Source organism: Rhizobium sophorae (assembly GCF_013087515.1).
In the GTDB taxonomy this organism is placed as follows: domain Bacteria; phylum Pseudomonadota; class Alphaproteobacteria; order Rhizobiales; family Rhizobiaceae; genus Rhizobium; species Rhizobium sophorae.
Map to the genome: position 1 here is coordinate 304,100 of NZ_JABFCN010000003.1, position 17,962 is coordinate 322,061.

Annotated in this window: 18 protein-coding genes and 3 pseudogenes; 4 read left to right on the top strand and 17 right to left on the bottom strand. The window is 60.8% G+C overall.

The genetic code is table 11. From position 1 onward, the window contains the following. The first annotated feature begins 85 nt into the window (after positions 1-85). The 3 genes and pseudogenes from G9X64_RS03335 (at position 86) to G9X64_RS03345 (ending at position 1,702) form a co-directional block, all read left to right on the top strand. Positions 86-412: a mobilization protein gene (locus G9X64_RS03335; RefSeq protein WP_171375901.1), complete on the top strand. Its 327-nt coding sequence runs from the start codon at positions 86-88 to the stop codon at positions 410-412. Then, positions 409-1,365, top strand: a pseudogene (locus G9X64_RS03340) (type IV secretory system conjugative DNA transfer family protein). Before G9X64_RS03335 ends, G9X64_RS03340 begins: the two are co-directional and overlap by 4 nt. 91 nt (positions 1,366-1,456) lie before the next feature. After that, entirely contained in the window at positions 1,457-1,702 is a 246-nt protein-coding gene (locus G9X64_RS03345; protein ID WP_171375902.1) for a WGR domain-containing protein, read from the top strand. A gap of 14 nt (positions 1,703-1,716) precedes the next feature. On the opposite strand, the pseudogene G9X64_RS03350 reads toward G9X64_RS03345, so the two are convergent. Continuing rightward, a pseudogene (locus G9X64_RS03350) lies at positions 1,717-2,451 on the bottom strand (ArdC family protein); the annotation flags it as partial. Positions 2,452-2,453: 2 nt separating this feature from the next. On the opposite strand from G9X64_RS03350, the pseudogene G9X64_RS37065 reads away from it, so the two are divergent. Then, a pseudogene (locus tag G9X64_RS37065) lies at positions 2,454-2,591 on the top strand (SOS response-associated peptidase); the annotation flags it as partial. 204 nt (positions 2,592-2,795) lie between these two features. Here the strand turns inward: G9X64_RS37065 and G9X64_RS03355 are convergent. The 16 genes from G9X64_RS03355 to G9X64_RS03430 form a co-directional block, all read right to left on the bottom strand. Continuing rightward, the gene (locus G9X64_RS03355) at positions 2,796-3,101 is read right to left on the bottom strand and encodes a YciI family protein (protein ID WP_171375903.1); all 306 of its coding nucleotides are present in this window, start codon (positions 3,099-3,101) and stop codon (positions 2,796-2,798) included. A 17-nt stretch (positions 3,102-3,118) separates the two neighbouring features. Further along, positions 3,119-4,060 carry an ABC transporter permease gene (locus G9X64_RS03360; RefSeq protein ID WP_171375904.1) on the bottom strand — a complete coding sequence of 314 codons (942 nt, stop codon included), beginning with the start codon at positions 4,058-4,060 and terminating at the stop codon, positions 3,119-3,121. Between the two features lie 29 nt (positions 4,061-4,089). Beyond that, complete coding sequence (locus G9X64_RS03365) at positions 4,090-5,601, bottom strand: sugar ABC transporter ATP-binding protein (protein WP_171375905.1); 1,512 nt, start codon at positions 5,599-5,601, stop codon at positions 4,090-4,092. Positions 5,602-5,656: 55 nt separating this feature from the next. Beyond that, complete coding sequence (locus tag G9X64_RS03370; protein ID WP_171375906.1) at positions 5,657-6,829, bottom strand: sugar ABC transporter substrate-binding protein; 1,173 nt, start codon at positions 6,827-6,829, stop codon at positions 5,657-5,659. Positions 6,830-7,211: 382 nt separating this feature from the next. Further along, complete coding sequence (locus G9X64_RS03375; RefSeq protein WP_171375907.1) at positions 7,212-8,276, bottom strand: maleylacetate reductase; 1,065 nt, start codon at positions 8,274-8,276, stop codon at positions 7,212-7,214. 9 nt (positions 8,277-8,285) lie between these two features. Further along, a complete protein-coding gene (locus G9X64_RS03380; RefSeq protein ID WP_246270874.1) occupies positions 8,286-9,167 on the bottom strand; it encodes an intradiol ring-cleavage dioxygenase in 882 nt (293 codons plus the stop codon). A 17-nt stretch (positions 9,168-9,184) separates the two neighbouring features. Beyond that, positions 9,185-10,243, bottom strand: coding sequence for an SDR family oxidoreductase (locus tag G9X64_RS03385; RefSeq protein ID WP_171375908.1), 1,059 nt, complete (start codon positions 10,241-10,243; stop codon positions 9,185-9,187). Between the two features lie 4 nt (positions 10,244-10,247). Continuing rightward, a complete protein-coding gene (locus G9X64_RS03390; RefSeq protein ID WP_246270875.1) occupies positions 10,248-11,234 on the bottom strand; it encodes a zinc-dependent alcohol dehydrogenase in 987 nt (328 codons plus the stop codon). A gap of 7 nt (positions 11,235-11,241) precedes the next feature. Continuing rightward, complete coding sequence (locus G9X64_RS03395) at positions 11,242-12,255, bottom strand: Gfo/Idh/MocA family protein (protein WP_171375910.1); 1,014 nt, start codon at positions 12,253-12,255, stop codon at positions 11,242-11,244. Beyond that, a complete protein-coding gene (locus tag G9X64_RS03400; protein WP_171375911.1) occupies positions 12,252-12,536 on the bottom strand; it encodes a YciI family protein in 285 nt (94 codons plus the stop codon). The genes G9X64_RS03395 and G9X64_RS03400 overlap by 4 nt, the downstream gene beginning before the upstream one ends. Before the next feature lie 20 nt (positions 12,537-12,556). Beyond that, complete coding sequence (locus G9X64_RS03405) at positions 12,557-13,324, bottom strand: SDR family NAD(P)-dependent oxidoreductase (RefSeq protein ID WP_171375912.1); 768 nt, start codon at positions 13,322-13,324, stop codon at positions 12,557-12,559. A 3-nt stretch (positions 13,325-13,327) separates the two neighbouring features. Further along, positions 13,328-14,401, bottom strand: coding sequence for a 2,3-butanediol dehydrogenase (locus G9X64_RS03410; RefSeq protein WP_138331062.1), 1,074 nt, complete (start codon positions 14,399-14,401; stop codon positions 13,328-13,330). A gap of 16 nt (positions 14,402-14,417) precedes the next feature. Further along, on the bottom strand, positions 14,418-15,185 hold the full coding sequence (locus tag G9X64_RS03415; RefSeq protein ID WP_171375913.1) for an SDR family NAD(P)-dependent oxidoreductase: 768 nt from the start codon (positions 15,183-15,185) through the stop codon (positions 14,418-14,420). Between the two features lie 15 nt (positions 15,186-15,200). Continuing rightward, positions 15,201-15,989: a glucose 1-dehydrogenase gene (locus tag G9X64_RS03420; protein WP_171375914.1), complete on the bottom strand. Its 789-nt coding sequence runs from the start codon at positions 15,987-15,989 to the stop codon at positions 15,201-15,203. An 18-nt stretch (positions 15,990-16,007) separates the two neighbouring features. Next, entirely contained in the window at positions 16,008-16,988 is a 981-nt protein-coding gene (locus G9X64_RS03425; protein WP_240603892.1) for an ABC transporter permease, read from the bottom strand. After that, positions 16,988-17,953 carry an ABC transporter permease gene (locus G9X64_RS03430; RefSeq protein WP_171375915.1) on the bottom strand — a complete coding sequence of 322 codons (966 nt, stop codon included), beginning with the start codon at positions 17,951-17,953 and terminating at the stop codon, positions 16,988-16,990. Before G9X64_RS03430 ends, G9X64_RS03425 begins: the two co-directional genes overlap by 1 nt. Positions 17,954-17,962: the final 9 nt, after the last annotated feature.

The following is a 17,962-nucleotide window of genomic DNA, read 5'->3' on the forward strand; positions in this document are numbered from 1 at the left end:
TCGCTGCAGCATCCGTGCATGCGATTGGGGACAGCCATTGTCCTGATGCCGTTCGGCCGATCGCGCATCGACGAGAAGGGAGACAATGACAGTGGCACGTAAATCCATCGGCGAACGGCTGGCGCAGCTGGAAGCGCAACGCAAGACATTGCAGATCCGTCTCAGCAAGCAGGAGCGCGCCATCGATACGCGCCGCAAGGTGTTGATCGGCGCACTTGTGCTGCATCGGCTGGAGAATGATCGCGATGTTCACATCGGCGGCGGACTGGCAACCTGGCTCAGATCGGAACTGCCGAAGTTCCTCACGCGCGATGGCGATCGGGATCTGTTCGACGATCTGCTGAAGCCGCAGGCAAATGAGCCGTCGCTCGGCAACGTCGGCAATATCGGCAACCGGAGTGCGGCATCATGATCCATGCCAACCAGATCAGAATCGCTCTCCGCAACATGATGCGCATGGCGGCCCGCGATCCGCTCTGGGCCATCGTCGCGTTCATCACGTTTCCGTTGCGATATGCCAGGTCGTTTGTCATGGGTGCATTTGGCTATTTGCTTGTCGTGTTCACCGTCTACTTCGGGATCGACTACCTCAGACGCGTGATCCTCGGCGGCCACAGGGGTGACGTCATCTGGCATATCGGAGATTGGGTGGTGATGGCCTTTGCCATCGTGCTGCTCATTCGGCTGTTGTCGGTTCCGCTGATCACGCATTTTGGATCGGCGGTGGACGACACCCATGGGGTCTGCGCGCTTTGCCGGCCGAAGAGAGATAGTGCCGCTCACCAAGGCCGGCAGCGGCCTGCTGATCGGCCGTGCGCAAGGTTCGGCTCACTTGCTGCGCTATGACGGACCGGCTCATCTTCTGACCATGGCGCCGACGCGCAGCGGCAAGGGTGTCGGCACCATCATCCCGACGAGTTCGCCGCCCTTGGTCATCTGGCGCCGATCGAACGGGCCATGGGATTGATGGCAGGTTACGGTGTGCAACTCTGGCCGATCGTCCAGGACATCCATCAGCTGCGCGCCACCTATGGCCAGCGTGCCGGCACGTTTCTGTCCAACGCCGGCGTGCTGCAAGTGTTCGGCGTCAATGATCACGACAGCGCCCGTCTGGTCTCCGATCTGCTTGGCCAGGAGACCGTGGTGTTCAACACGGCGGCGCGCGCGCTCGACTCGGAAAGGATCGGCCTCTCTTTCGCCGAGCAGCATGTCGCCCGCCCTCTGCTGACGCCCGACGAAGTCCGCAACCTGCATGCCAAGACCGAGCTGCTGTTCATCGCCGGGCAGCGGCCGATCGTTGCGACAAAGTTGCGCTATTATTCCGATCCGGAATTCGTCGGATTGTTCACTGCGTCAAAGATCTGACGAGGCGATATCACCAACGTGAATCGATCGGGCCTCATCGATTCACAAATGTCGTTGGACGCGAGCAACTGGTGTTTGCGATTCTGCCCGCATGACAGTTCAGCCCTATCGTCTCTACATCGAACGCATCGATCCATCGAAGAACATGGCTCGTTTTTACGCGCTGTCGATCGAGCCGAACCTCTTCGGTGGGACCTCGCTGGTGCGCAGCTGGGGACGGATCGGCAGCCGCGGGCAGCAGAAGATCCATGTCTTCGATAGCGAGGCAAATGCCGTCGATCTCCTGCTCACGCTTTTGCGCAAAAAGCGGTCGCGAGGCTATCTTCCGTTGCGGTGATCGGCATCCGCGTCTCACATGCCTGAGTGAAGGAAGAGACAGTTGAGTGAAGGAAGAGACGGCTCACGCCGCTCCTCCTCGTCGAGCTCCGGCTGCAGGGAATGCAGGTAGTCGACGGCGCGCTGCGCATGTGCTGCGGCCGAGAAGATGGCACGCTTGTCGTCGCCCAGAACCTTGAGCCAGCCATCGAGGTAGCTTGCGTGGTCGGGGCGTGGTTCGAGCTCTGGGACGATGCCGAGATCGGCGCAGAGAAACGCGCTGCCGAGTTCGGCAATCAGCTCTTCGCGGGCGCGTTCGCTCCTGTCTTTCGCGTAGCGGCTGAGATCGCGATCCAGCCGTCGCGGTGCGGCGGTCCAGTGCGTCATCTCGTGGCTGAGGACGGCGACATAGGAAGCATCGTCCCGGAAGGCATCCAGGCATGGCATCTGGATGTAATCACGCTGAGCGGCATAATAGGCAGCCGATCCTCCGTGCCGGATCAGCGCGCCGGTATTGGCAAGGAAGCGGCCGGCATCGCCGATGCGGCTCATCGGATCCTCACCAGGTGCAGTGTCGTCAAAGCGGCCATTAAGACCGGCGATCTGATCGATGTTGAACACCGTGTAGGCCTTGAGGAACGGAACATCCTGTTCGATCTCGGTGCCCGTCTCGGTCGTCTCGGTGCGGATGAACGAACTGGCGAAGACGACGGTCGTGCCGGTTTCGCCCTTGCGAACGGCGCCGCCGAGTTCGATTGCCTGGCGAAACGTCGCGGGCGCCCGGGGAAGAGGCCAAGGAACTGGCCCGCCCATTACCGAATGATGCGCTGATCATCTCGTCCCGCGAACCGTACGGATCCACGATTGTTTCGAAGTCCGGAGGGCTGGTGGAACAGGGCAGTCTGCGTTGACGCCTGAACTCAGAGCTTGGATTATCGGAAACGAAAAAGCCTGCCGCGGGAGGAGGTGCGGCAGGCTTTTCGAAAATTGAACAATTGAGCACGAATTCGATCACCTTTGCGGAGGGCATTTCGCACGGCTTCAGCATCGATCCAGGTCCAGACAATCGATGGAGCGCTCCCAGATGCCCTTTGTATGTCCGAGCCCGGCTGATCTTATTTCAAGTCAATTCGATGTAAAGTATCCTTTCCGATGGTCACCCGCCATTCGAAGATTTCTACCTGCCGATAAACACCGTGGACGACGAACGGATCCCGCGCACTAAATGCAGTAAGTTCCGCCAGATCCTCAACCTCCGCAACGATTAGGGCGCCGATCTGCGGTCCGTCTCCGTTGAAGAGCGGGCCTGATTGGCGGATTTTCAAGCCCGTGGAACGAAGGTATAGCTTGTGATCCTCGAAGTATCGAGCGCGCACCTCCGCGTGCCCTTCGCTTGAATATGCAATTCGTGCCGCCAGCATTTGCCGCTCCATCGGTGCTATTTGACGATCTGATCTAGCCGGCCGCGTTTTGTGGTGATCAACACGGCAAGAATGACCACAGCGCCGCGAATGCCGACCTGAAAGAAGGGATCCACCTGCAGAAGCGTCATCCCGTTTGCCAGGATGACGATCGTCAGGACGCCGAGAACGGTGCGCATTGGACCGCCGACACCGCCGGTCAGGAGAGTTCCACCAAGGACGACGGCCGCGATCGTATCCAGCAGGAAGGGGTCTCCCATGCCGGGAGATGCGGAAAATGTGCGAATGCCGAGCAATATCCCCGCAAGGCCGGAGATGACGCCTGCCACCACGAACACGGCAATCTTAAGATGCGTGGTGGATATGCCGGACATGCGGGTCGTCCGCTCGTTGTCGCCGATCGCGTACATATATTGCCCGAACCTGGTATAACGAGCCACGAAGGCGCAGACCAGAAGGACCGCGATCGCCCAGAGGCCGATCTTCGGGAAGGATCCGAACACGACGCCGCCGGCCATCATGCTGGAGATCGGCGTCGTCCAGGGCAGTGGTCGGCCGCCGGATATGATCAGGCCGATGCTCTGAAAGATGAAGAGCGAACCGAGTGTCACCAGAAAGCTCGGCAGTTTCAGCGTAGCATTGAGGAGGCCGTTGAACGCGCCGCAGAGGCCACCGACGATCAATCCCACAAGAATTCCGGCCTCGCCGATCGCTGGCACCAGCGTGATTGCGCACACCGCCGACAACGTCATGATCGCGCCGACGGAAAGATCGATGGAGCCGATCAGGATGACGAAGGTCACTCCCATCGAGGCGACCAGCAGGACCGAGGACTGGCGGATGATATTCCACACATTGGCCCAGGTGAGGAAGGCATCCTGCATGAGGGAGAAGAACAGTACCAGTATGATGGCGGCAAGCAACGGCGTAAATCGCCCCAGAGTGGCAAGCTTGATCATTGTATTTCCTTTGGAATTGACGCCTGACGTCAGAACATCATCGCGATGACATCGTGTTCCTTTGGCTTGCTATCGGGAGGTGCCGGAACGCTGTTCGACAGAGTACCGCTCGACAGGAAGAACAGCGTGCTCGACAACTCGATCAGCTCGACCAGGTCATCCGAAATGAGCAGTACAGCGCATCCGGCTTCCGTCACGTCGCGAAGCAGGCGGTAGATCTCCTCCTTGGCGCCGGCATCAACGCCACGTGTGGGATTGTCAACGACCAGCAGCCGTGGCTTTCTCGACAGCCATTTGGCGAGCACCACCTTCTGCTGGGTCCCACCGCTCAGCGCGCCGACCAGCGTGGCATCGCCGGGAGCCTTGATCCGCAGCTCCTGCATCCGCTCCGACGCAAAGCGTGACGCCTTCGAGAACGACAGGATGCCCCAGCGCTCGAACTTGTCGAGCGACGGCAATATGATGTTGTCGCGGATAGACCTACCCAGCATCACTCCGTCAAGATGGCGGTGCAGCGGCACATAACCAATATCGAGTTCGATGCGGGCGGAAGGGGCGAGAGTGGTCACGTCGCGTCCGAGAATCCTGATCGTGCCTCTGCTCGGCTCGACACCCAGGATCGCACGCCCAAGTTCGGTCTTGCCGGACTGGACCAGACCACCGATGCCGACGATTTCTCCCTCCCGTACCGAAAGCGTGACGTCTCGAAAGTGCTTCGTCGTCAGCTGCGCCAGTTCTAGGACCGGCGCCCCGAAATCTCGCCTCTGCCGGTTCGTGGCGTAGAAATCTGTCAGTCGCTCGCGTCCCACCATCAGGCTATGAAGCTCCGCCTCGGTCGGCTCGGCGACATCGGAATCGACGACCTGTCCGTCCTTCAGGACGAGAACCTGATCGCAAAGATGCAATACCTCGTCCAGGCGATGCGATATGAAGACGATGGAGGCGCGGAACCGCTCCTTCAGGACGCCGACCGTCCTGTAGAAAAGCTCGAGTTCGGAACCTGAAAGCGATGCCGTCGGCTCGTCGAGCAGCACAAGGGGGCGATCGATCTTCAGTATCTCGGACTGGGCGACGACACGGGCGATTTCGACCAACTGCCGGGTCCCGAAATTCAGGTCTCCGGTGATTTCCGATGCATCGAGATCGATGCCGAGTTCGCGCAATATGGTCTGCGCCCGCGTCTGCATTTCCTTGAACTGCACAATGCCGAAGCGACAGAAATGCTCCTCGAGGCCGAAGAACAGGTTCTGGAACACCGGGTAGACCAGGATCAGGGCCTGTTCCTGATGGACCCGAAAGATGCCGGCGCGGGTCGCCTCGCCGGGCTGGTCGAAGAAGGCGTTCCGGCCATGAAGGACAAGTTCCCCTTCGTCGGGCCGCTGAAGGCCGCACAATATATCCAGGAGAGTGCTCTTGCCGGCGCCGTTCTCACCGACGAGCCCCAGGCTCTCGCCATATTCGATGCGAAACGAAACATCTCGCAGGGCGGTCACGCCGGGATAGCGCTTGGTGATGGAGCGGAGTTCGAGATGCTGCGACATTGATTGATATCCAGTTCGCCGAGAAGGGAGCGCCGGGTCGGCGCTCCCCGGTGCCTCAGAATCCGAGGACCGTCTTCTTCGAGCGCGTCATACCGGCAACGTCGCTCAGCGGCCCCGGAACGAAGTGATCCCGGTACATCTTGTTGAGCTTGTCCGCATTGCCGGCCTTGAGGGAGGCCTCGACGCTTTCCGGCAAAGCCCAGCCGCTCGGCTTCAGAGACTGCATGGACTCGATCTGGCCCCAGAAATTGGACGGATCGATCACCTCCATGCCCCACTGGATCTTCCAGTTATCGCCGTTGAGATGACGCGACATCCCCTTGAAGTCGAAATCGATCCGGCCGCCCTGGTCCATAGCGCTGAGATACTTCTCAGCAGCTTCCGGTGAATCGAGGAAGATCGAGTCGAAGTAACGCATCTTCTCAAGCGGATCATAGGCGATCCCTTCAAGCGCGTCGTAGAGCGTCACGACCGAATATCCCGTCATGAACGGGGCGTTGATCGAGACCGTGCCGAGAGCGCTCTTGTCTTCCCTGACGCGGTTGAGCATCTCGCGCGTCGCATCGATTCCTGCGGTGACGATGGAGCCGCTCAGGCCTCGTTCGCGCAGCACATCGAGTACGGCGATGGCAGTATCGTCGTTGTAGGAGACGATCGCCGCGACGTCGGGATGGGCGGTCAGCAGATTTTCGACGACGGGCCGCGCCGCGACGCGGTTCTCGCCACCCGGCTGCTCGGCGACCAGCTCGATCTTCGGATTGTTCTTCAGCGCCAGCTTGACGCCTGCCGCACGGGAATCGGCAGAGAAATTGCCCGGCAGTCCGCCGACATAGAGGACCTTGCCCTCGTTGCCGATCTTGTCGAACAGGGCCTGCGCCATCGCCGCCGTTCCGCGAATATTATCGGGCTGGCTGTAAAGCAGATAGGAACCGGCATACGCCGGGTCGTCGGCGTCGAGCCAGGCGGCCGTGGAATGCGCATTGGCAAGCTTGATGCCGACCTGGCTGGCGGTTGCCGCAAGCGCCTTCATGACCTCGGCATTCTGCGCGAACGTCACAACGGCATTCACCCCAAGCGACGGCGCCTGCTCGATCTGGGAGATTTGCTTGTCGACGGAATCCTCGAAGGTCTGCGCGATGTATTTCAGGCCTAGCTGCTCGGTCGCGAGCTTGCAGCCCGCATCCCAGCCTTGCCAGTATTCATTGGCAAGAGTTGGGAATGTGTTCAATACAGTTATAGAATCGCCGGAAGCCCTTGCAGTTTTTTTCATTACAAACGGCGCTGCAAGCGATGATGCTGCAGCAATGGCAGAATATTTCAGCACAGATCGGCGGCTTAAGCCGCGAGTGTCGTGGCTAGGCATATTATCATCCTCCCATGATCGCTCTCCATCCGAGCGATTAATGCAGTTTCATCTTAAAAACTTGGCGTAGAATGGAAACGGCATATTTATCCATTTTGGATGTCTGTTCCTCCGTTGCCGTTGTGTTCGTGAGATCTCTCGCACGACAACGCCATGAGCTTGCGATGCAACCCCGATGAACTGCCGAGCGGAGTAGCTTCGGCTATCGTCGCATTCGAAGCCCAGGAGCATAAGGTTCCGTCGAGGATCACCGGAATGCTGGCGCCTCGCCGCGATAGGCGCCGGCAAGCAGACTGGTGAGGGCATCCCTTTCCAGCGGCCGCGGGTTCCAGTAAGGGTTTGCCATTGCTTGTTCGGCGGCTGCTTCGACACCGTCCTCGGGCATGCCGAGGGATTGCAGCGACATGGTCGCACCAAGCCCTGATGCGAGATCGTAGAGGCCGCCAGCGGCATCTTCCGAGCCGAGCGCCCTGCTTATCCGCTTCATCGCATCCGGCGTCGCCGCGCTGTTATAGGCCACCGCGTGCGGCAGGACGGCGGTATGCATCGGAGCGTGCGGCAGGTTGAACATGCCACCCAATGTGTGGCAAAGCTTATGATGCAGCGCCATGCCGACGGAACCGAGGCAGACACCACACAACCACGCACCGTACAGAGCGTCGGCGCGGGCGCTTCTGTCTTGGGGATCGTTTCGAATGAGCGGCAGAGCGCGCGCAAGGGCGGCGATGCCCGCTTCCGCCATCATCGAGATGATCGGGTTGGCCTCCCGTGCATAAAGCGCTTCCACGGCATGGGCCACGGCATTGATGCCGCTCGTCACCGACAGCGAAACCGGCAGCGTCAGGGTCAGGTCGACGTCGTAGATGATCACTTCGGGAAGAATGCGCGGATCCGATTTCGTGACCTTGCGGCCATTCTCGGTCTCACCAAGGATCGGCGTCGCCTCTGACCCGGCATAGGTTGTGGGAATCACGATCTGCGGCAGGTCGGTGCGGAAGGCGATCGCCTTGCCGAGGCCGGTCGTCGAGCCGCCGCCAATCGAAATCACGGCGTCGGCTTGCAGCTTTTCGACGACCTGCATTGCCTCGGCGGTGACTTCAATGGGCGTATGCATCGTCGCTTTCGGATAAAGTCCGGCAACGCGAGAGCCCAGATGCCGCGCAATATCGTCGACCTGCGCGGCTTGTTCCGGCGTAGAGAGAACCAATGTGCGACGGGCGCCCAGCCTGTCGGCCTCCTCTGCAAGGCGAGAAATCGTTCCACTGCCGAAGATGACGCGACCGGGATTGGCATTATAGACGAAATTATCCAATTCGCCCTCCTATCGTGTCTGTGCTGACGCTACGAGCACGAAATCGAACTCCGAACGCCAGAGCGTGTTCCCATGCTCGACGCGCTCGAACGGTGCCACAAGCGTCCTTTTGACCCCGAAGACAGTGTCCGATTCAAGGTAGGGGTCGCCGCCGACGAAAGTGTGTGTCACCAGCTTTTGAAAGCCGTCGGCGCGGACCATGTAGTGCATGTGCGCCGGTCGGAACGGATGACGCCCAAGGGCCGCGAGCATATTGCCGACCGGTCCGTCATCGGGAATCGGATAGGATACCGGTTTAATACCGACGAAGCTGTAGCGTCCGTCCGGCCCGGTGACGAAGACGCCGCGATTGTTCCATTTCGGTTGGAGATCGGGCTGCTGAACGTCGTAATAGCCTTCGGCATTGTCGGACCAGACATCGATGCGCGCTCCCTCGACGGGATTGCCGTCGAGATCAAGGATGCGCCCGATGAAGAGACAGCTTTCGCCCTTGCCATCTAGGCAGATCTGGTCGCCCATCTGGCGCACCGGGGCGCCCACCACATGAAAGGGTCCGAACACGGTGTTTTCGGTCGCCCCCTCCGGCCGCCTGTTGTTGACGGCATCAACCAGCATCGAAAGGCCGAGCGTATCCGATAGCAGGATGAATTCCTGCCGCTCCTGCGTACAGATCTGGCCTGTACGGGTCAGGAAATCGACACCGAATTCCCACTCCTCCTGGGTGAGTTCAATCTCACGCGCAAAATTGTGGAGATGTTTGACGAGACAGGCCATCACTGCGGCAAGGCGCGGGTTGATATCCTTTCCAATTCTGGCGTTGACGGTCTCGATCGAGTTTTCTTCCGTGAAATAGCCGGTCGAAGATATCGTTTTGCGCATGGTCTCGGTCATCAAGTCCTCCTTCTGCTTCACGGGATGATCCGATCCGCCCGCAGGCGGTCGAAGGCATCGGTGAAGGATTGGGTCGTGTCCTGGTACTCCATGAAGCCGAGTTTCCGGCTCCGGCCCATGTCGTTGAAAGTCTCGACCTGCCGTCCGAGGTCGGCGTCCGAATGCCAGAACGACGCGACGCGCGAGAGCGCGTTGGGCTGGAGGCCGTACTTCCTGACCATCTCGTCCCAGGTCGCCTCCGCATCCGCCATCTGGCTTTCGAGGGGATTGAGCACACCGGGATATGCCGCTGCCTCGATATCGAAATAGGCGGCAATTCGCGGCCAGAGCCACTTCCAGCGAAAGACCTCGCCGTTGACGACGTTGAAGGCCAGATTGGCGGCCGCTTTTGTCGTCGCGGCCCATTGCAGGTGTCTCGCAAGCAGGCGTGCATCGGTGACATCGGTCGCGGCTTGCCATTGTTGTGGCGAGCCGGGGAAAATGAAAGGCCGGCCGGTCTCCCTGCAGATCGATGCATAGACGGCGAGTGTCGCGGCCATGTTCATCGCATTGCCGACAGCATAGCCGATGAGTGTATGCGGCCGATGGATGGACCAGGTGAAGCCGTCGCGCGCCGCAGCGGCGAAGACCTCGTCTTCCTGTACATAATAGAAATTCTCGCCGGGCAGACGTTCCTGCTCCTCGCGGAACGGCGTTTCCGGCTGCGTCTTCGCATAGGATTCAAATGGCCCGAGATAGTGCTTGGTGCCGGTGGCCAGGGCGACATGCTCGACGCTGCCGCCTTGCAAACCGTCAAGCACGTTGCGGACGATCGCACCGTTCACCCTGCAATTTTCCACCTCCGTTTCCTGGCGTGACCAGGCCGTGATGAACACGTGGCTTGGCCTTGCGCCCACCAGCGCGCCACGGACGGAATCCGGATCGACCAGATCGCATTTCAGCGTTTCGACACCGGCAATCGGGCTGACGGATCGGGAGAGGCCGGAAACGCTCCAGCCATCTTGGGCCAGCAGATGCTGCGCGAGGTTGCTTCCGGTAATGCCAGTGGCGCCGACGATCAGGGCGTGCTTGCTCATGTACTCAACCATTCAACAGGGTAATCTTGATGCTTTTCGTCGGATCCTGGCCGAAGGCGAAAGCCTGGACCGCCTCGGTCAGCGCAAAGTCATGCGTCTGGATCGGCGACAGGTCGAGACCTGTCCTTTCCAGGAAGCGTATGGCCGCCGGCCAGACGCCAGGAGATCCGATACAGCCGCGCACCGTCAGGTTCTTCATCTGGATCTGGCCGAGCTCGACAGGAACCTTCCGGCCGATATTGATGCCCACCATCGACATTCTCCCATCCTCGCGGGCGTAGTCGAAGACTGCGGCCAGCGATGCGTCGTGGCCAGACGCCTCGACCACGAGGTCGGCACCCTTGCCGTCTGTCAGCTCCCGGATCTTCTCAGCCGCTCCTCCGTCGGACGGATCGATGGCGGCGTCGGCGCCGAGCCGTATTGCCACGTCACGGCGCGACGCCAGCGGATCGACAACGATCACCCGCGCACCCATGCCGATCGCAGCGGCGGCCGAGACCAACCCTATGGTTCCACCGCCTGACACCACGACAGTTTCACTTGCGTTCGTGCCGCCGGAGCGGAGCACGGCATAGAAGCCACAGGTGAAGGGCTCGATCAGCGCCGCCTTCTTGTCGTCAACCGCCTCCGGAAGCTTGTGCAGCCACTCGGGATTGACCGCGAAAAACTCGCGGTCGGCGCCGCTCATCGAGAAGCCGAAATGGTGCAGCCGTTCGGGCGTCCGTACGACGCATTCGCCAACGACGCGATCTCCCTTTCTGAAGCCGGTGACGTTGCGACCGACCTCGACGATCTCGCCGCTCCATTCGTGACCCGGGGTAACGGGATAGGAGATCGGGATGATGTAGCGGCCGGCAAGCAACTCGTAATCGGAATGGCAGATGCCGACAGCCCGTGTCTGGACCAGCACCTCATTCGGCGAGATTTCAGGCACGGCCGTTTTGACGATGACCGGCTTTTCCGGGGCCTCGAAAACAAGAGCCTTCATCATGTCCTCCTCAGACTGTTTCGACGGCACCCGTTCCGGCAGAGCGGACGATTGCCTCGAGCAAAGCGATATTGTTGATCATGTCTTCGCCGGTGATCGGATAATCCGACTTGCCGCGGACGGCGCGCGCGAAGGCGCGAAGATTGTCGCGGACAGGCTCGGCCGGAGCGACCTCGCGCACCGTAATCGGCTTGTCCTTCCAGCCTTCGGTAACGATCCAGCCATCCGGGGCCTCGACATGCGCCTTGTCGCGCACCTCGATCCAGCCGAGCGTACCGTAGATGGCGAAACGGGAGACGAAAGGTGTCGCCAGCGTTGCCGATATATAGGCCGACCCACCATTCACGAAGCCGATATGGGCGCTCATCGTATCGCCCTGCGGGATCTTGGAAGCCAGGTTCTCGCAGATCACCCGGACGTCCCTTGCCGGCCCCATCAGCTTGACGGACAGATCCGTCAGATGGATGCCGGTCGCCGTCATCCCGCCTGCCGGCGCCTGATCGGCATTGAGGCGCCAGTTCGACGGATCGAGGCCGAGGAACTTGTCGTGGCTGAAATTGGCTTCGATCTGCAGCAGCCTGCCGAGCTTCCCGGCAGCAGCGAACTGAAGGATTTCCGCGATCGGGGGCTCGAAGCGGCGTTCGTGACCCATGCCGAGAACCAGGCCGGCGTTCCGGCACAGGCCGACCGACTTTTCAGCACCCTGCCGGGTCAAGGCGAGTGGCTTTTCGCAGAAGACGTGCTTGCCTGCTGCAACGACCTGCTCGATCTGTTCCTGGTGCAGCGAGTGCGGTGTCGCAAGAACGACGGCCTCGATCGTGTCGTCGGCCAGCGTTTCTAAGAGATCATGCGAAAACTGCAGTCCGAGTTCGGCCGCGAGGGCCTTCGCCTCCGGGTTCGGATCGACCGCGCGGACGAAATTCATTTCGGCGCCGCCGGCATTGACAAGGCTCGCCATCTTCTTGCCCCACCAGCCGAGGCCGACGATGGCGGCAATGACCGGCTTTTCTTCGACGATGGTCATCGATTATCCACCCGCTTGCTGAAGGGATGGATATTCACGGTCTTCCAGACGCCTGCCTTGGTGAAAGGGTCTGCGCTGTTGAAGGCGACGATCTCTTCCTTGCTGTCGGCTTCGAACAGGAAAAGCGAGCCGATCATCGTTTCGTTGTCATCGGCGAGCAACGGACCTGAAATGACCGTTTTCGTCTTTGCGCTCGACAGATAGGCTTTGTGTGCGTCGTAGTTCGCAAGGCGCTTGTCGACCGCGCCCTCGTGGTCGAGGCAATGAACGATGTAATGCATTGTAATGTCCTTTCATAAAATCAGGCGATCGAGTAGCCGCCGTCGACCATCAGCACATGGCCGGTGATACCGCTGGCAGCGTCGGAGAGAAGGAAGGCGACGGCGGAGGCAATTTCCTCCGGCTTGATGAGCCGGCCCACAGGCGTGTCGTCCATCCATTGCTTCATCACCGCCGGCTGGGTGCGTCCGACCTCCGCCAGCATGACGGTGTCGGTATAGCCGGGGCCGACAGCATTGACGCGAACGCCCGAGCGCGCCCATTCCGCCGCAAGAACCTTGCACATATGGGCCACACCGGCTTTCGACACGTCGTAGCCGACATGCAATTCGGGACGAACGGCCTTCATGCCGGCAATCGAAGCCGTCATCACCACCGCCCCCTGCCCGCTGGCAATCATGGCGCGTCCGAAGGCCTGGACCGTCCAGAAAACGCCGTCGAGATTGACGGACATGACCGTCCGCCAGTCGGCCTCGCTGTGCTCCAGCGCCGGCCGCTCGTAGGACATGCCCGCATTTGCGAAGATCCCGTCGAGCTTGCCGAATTTATCGGCGACGGCCGCAGCCGCCGCCTCCACGGAATTCTTGTCGGCGACGTTGAACGTGATGCATTCCGCCTTGCCGCCCGCCGCGCGAACCGCATCGCGGGTCTTCTCGACCGAGGCGTCACGATCGGCGGCAATGACCGTCGCGCCGAGAGACGCGAGGTAGAGGCACGTGGCGCTGCCTATTCCGCCTGCGGCCCCGGTGACCAGGATAGTCCGGCCGCTGATGTCCATGGGGTTTTTCATGGGTCAGGCCTTCATGTTGACGAGAATTTTCATATGCGAAGCAGCCGGATCGAGAAGTGCCTCGAATCCCTTCTCGACGACGTCTTCGGGGCGGATCTGTGCGGTGACGATCTTCTCGACCGGGAAAATTCCAGAGCCGATCATTGCCGCAATTCGCGGCCAGATCTGTACCGGATAGCACCACGTTGCCTCGACGGTGATGTCCTTGAGGGCCCAGAGCATGGCGTCGATCGCCGCCGGCTTGACGTGCAAGCCTACCTGAACGACCGTTCCCTGCCGCCGCACTGCCTTTGCGCAGAGGTTGAGCGAGGCTTCGGCACCGACGCATTCGAGTGCCACGTCGACGCCGACGCCTTCGTCGGTGTGTTCGCGGAAGAGCTTCTCGGTGTCCGTTTCGCGCGGATCGAAAACGATCGCCTCAGGGACCAGCTGCTTGGCGAGAGCCCGGCGGTTCGGATTGAGTTCCGAGACGAAAATGGTGGTCGCACCGGCCGCCTTGGTGGCGAGCAGGACGAGCGCACCGATCGGTCCGACGCCGGAGACGAGTACCGTGCTTCCGGCCTCCACGCCGCCGCGGTCGACGCCGTAGAGCGCGACGGCGGCAGGTTCGATCATCGCAGCCTGGACATCGGAAACGCTGTCGGGAACGGGGAATACATTGTAGCCGTTGACGACGGCGCGTTCGCCCATACCGCCCCAATCCCAGGAGAGGCCGACGCAGGCCATCTTTTCGCTAAGATGAAAGAGACCGCGGCGACCGTAATAATCGTCACGCGGGGAGATCAGCGGCTGGATCGAGACACGTGAACCGGGCGACACATGCGTGACGTTCTTGCCCACCTCGATGACACGTGCGGAAAACTCATGCCCGAGGATCTGCGGCAGCGTCGCGCCGGAATAGACATGCGGCGTTGCCGGGGTAACGATCGGACCGGCGATATACTCGTGCAGATCCGTTCCGCAGATGCCGCAGACCAGCGGCTCGATGAGGACCATGTCGTCCCCCAGCGGCCCGCTCGGCGCCGGAACGTCCTCGACGCGAATGTCCTTCTTTGTGTAGTAGCGTACGGCCTTCATGGGTATGTCCTTCTGATTATTGCGCGGTGTAACCGCCGTCGCAGACAAGGCTGCTGCCGGTCACGAAACGGGCTTCGTCTGATGCTAGGAAAAGTACGCAATTGGCGACGTCGACAGGCTCGCCAAGCGTGAGAGGATGCTTCGATTTCATCATGTCGAGGTAGTGATCGAGACCGCCCGGATAGGTCTCACCCGCCTTCATGAACAACGGCGTCTTGGTGGAACCGGGATGAACGGCATTGATGCGGATGCCGAAGGACGCGTAGCAGATGGCATCCGTCTTGGTCATTGCCAGCACCGCACCCTTCGTGGCGTGATAGGGCGGCAGGTCGTCGTTTCCGATCAGTGCGTAGATCGACGAGAAATTCACGATGGAACCTCCCTTTGCCGCCATCATCGGCTTGACCGCATGCTTGGTGCAGAGAAAAACGCCGCGCACATTGATGGCGAAGATCCGGTCCCATTCATCGACGGTCACGTCATGCGCGAGTTTGTTGACGCCTGTCACGGCGGCATTGTTGACCAGAATGTCAAGCTTCCCCCAGGCATTGACGACCTGCTCGATTGCCGGCGCCACCTCATCCTCTTTCGAGACGTCGACCTTGTAGAAGGCTGCATCTCCGCCTGCTTCCCGGATGGATTCCGCGACGCGTGCTCCCTGCTCCGCGACAACGTCGAAGATGGCGACTTTGGCGCCTTCCTCGGCAAACCGGTGGCAGGTTGCCTCACCGATCCCGGTGCTTCCACCGGTGACGATAGCGATCTTATTCCTCAAACGGGACATCGGCTATCCTCCCCCTCAGGTCAGAACCATACCGCCATCGACCATGACGGTCTGGCCGGTAATGTAGTCCGAGGCATCGGACGCCAGGAACGTCGTAACGCCGGTGATATCCTTCGGCACGGAAACACGTCCGAGCAGGATCGACTGCGAGAACTCGTTGATCGCCTGCTCCGGCTTGGACGTCAGACCGTGCTCCATGAACTCCCGGTCGAGCTGCTCCCAGAGTTCGGTCGCGACCACGCCAGGGCCGAAGCAGTTGACGGTAATCCGGTGCTCGGCAAGTGCACGCGCTGCCGCCTGCGTAATGGCGACGACGGCGAATTTCGATGCGCAATAATGTGCAAAGAGCGGGTAGCCCTGCTTGCCGGCGATCGACGCGGTGTTGATGATCTTGCCGCCGCCGCCCTGGGCAATCATCTGCTTTGCAGCCTCCTGTGTGCCGATCAGCACACCCAGGCCGTTGATCTTCATGATCCTGTTGAAGTCATCTTCCGTGACGTCCAGGAACGGGCAGGTTTGGCTGATGCCGGCATTGTTGAACATGACGTCCAGATGGCCGTAATGGCGAACCGTTTCCGCGATGAGTGCCTTGACGCTCGCGCGCTCGGAGACGTCCACGCTGCTGGCGAACGCTTCGCCGCCGGCGTCCTTGATCCTGGCGGCAACGGCCACCGCAGCATCCTTATTGATATCCGCGATCACGACGCTTGCGCCCTTTGCTGCCAGGTCCGCAGCAATGCCGGCGCCGATTCCGCGGCCGGAGCCGGTGACGATGACAACCTTCTTTACTTCCGACTGGCTCACGAAATTCTCCCTTTTGTTTCAGCGAACGGTGCGAACGTAGAGGCTCGCGGCGACGATGATCACGACGCCCTTGACGATGATCTGCAATTGAACCGGCATGCCGACCATCACGACGGCGTTCGACAACACCACAAGGATCGCGGCGCCGGCGAGTGCGCCCAGAACAGAGCCCCGTCCACCGGAGAGCGCGACGCCGCCCATCACGGCAGCAACGATCGAGTCCAGTTCGAACCCCTTGCCGACGAAATTGTCGACGACGCCGACGAAGCCCGAAAGCGCGAGCCCAGCGACGGCCGCCAGGATGCCGCAGATGACGTAGCAGAGAATGATGATGCGATCGGCGGAGATGCCGACGAGGCGTGCAGCGATGGGATTGCCGCCCGTGATATAGACGCGCCGGCCGAAGGCGGCGCGATGCAAAAGGACTGCAAAGACCGCGGCGACCGTCAGCATGACAATCAGATTGTACGGAATGCCCCATACCGTGCCAGCGCCGAGTGCCCGGAAGACAGGCGGCACGTTGCCGGACGGGGCACCCTGCGTCCAGGCGAAGCGCAATCCCTGCAGGACGATCATGGTTGCGAGCGTAGCCAGAAAGGGCGACACATTGCGCTTCGTCACCAGGAGGCCATTGGCCAGTCCCGTTGCTGCTCCCATGAGCACGCAGGCCGCGACGATCATCGGCGCGTCGCCGTTCTGCCCGTTGAAACTCGTGGCAATGACCGCGGCCGTTGCCATCACCGAGGCGACGGACAGGTCGAGGCCGCGCACCAGGATCACAAAGGCCTGGCCGATGACCACGATCCCGAGCGGAGCAAGCTGCATCAGCATGTTGGAAACGTTGGCGCCGCTGATGAAGGCGGGGCTCGCTATCGTCGCTGCAGCGATCGCAAGAACGAGGAAAATGAAGATGCCGTACGACTTCGCGGCGGCAAGAAAAGTGAAGCTTGGAGCAGAGCGCGTCATAGCAACACCCTTGTTGGCATTGGCGACATTCATCACGCGACCCTCCGTTTTTCAACGTAGACAGATACCGCCGCGATAATCACCAGGCCTTGGGCGACCAGCTGGTAGTGCGTGGAGACATCGAGGAAATTGAGCAGATTGTTGAGCAGCGAGACCAGATAGACGCCCAGAAGCGTGCCCATGACGCCCCCTCGCCCACCCGCCAGCATGGTGCCGCCGACCACCACGGGCGTAATCGATGCAAGCGTGTAGTTTGCACCTGTATAGGGCTGCCCCACCCCGAAGCGGCTGACGAGATAGACGGCGGTCAAGGCGGCAAACAGTCCAGACAGCGTATAGACGCCGATAATCACGCCCGTCTTCGGCAGGCCCATCAGGACCGACGCGTGGGGATCGTCACCGACCGCGTAGACATAGCGCCCGCTTCTGGTGTTGCGCAGCAGAAGTGCAGTGACGATAAACAGAAAGAGGACGAACGTGGCTCCGACCGACAGGCCGCCCGCAAGCCGCCCATAGGCAAAGTAATCGAAATTCAAAGGCACCTTGCCGATCGGGCCAAGGCCGTAGAGAAGCGCGATCCCCTGAAGCACCGCACCGGTCCCGAGAGTGACGATCAGCGGGTGCACGCCGGTCAGGACGATGACGCCACCGTTCACTGCGCCGATGACCGCGCCGAGCACGAGGACGCCAGCGACGACAGGAATGACCATGTTCGGGTCACCGTTGATCAGGCCCGAGGTCAGCATCGATGACAGGCTGATGATCGAGCCGACGGAAAGATCGATGCCACCGGTCAGCACCGTCAGAGTCTGGCCGAGGCTCACTAGGGCGAGCCCGGTCGATTGCTCGTAGATGTTGAGAATGTTGTTCGAGGTCGCAAAGCGATCGGAAACCGTCAGGCCTATCAGGAACAGCAGGACAAGCAGGCCGACGACGACGGCGAGGCCGGCGCGCGAACCGCTGAAAAATCGGGATGTGGTGGAAGCGATGGCGCTCATGACAATATC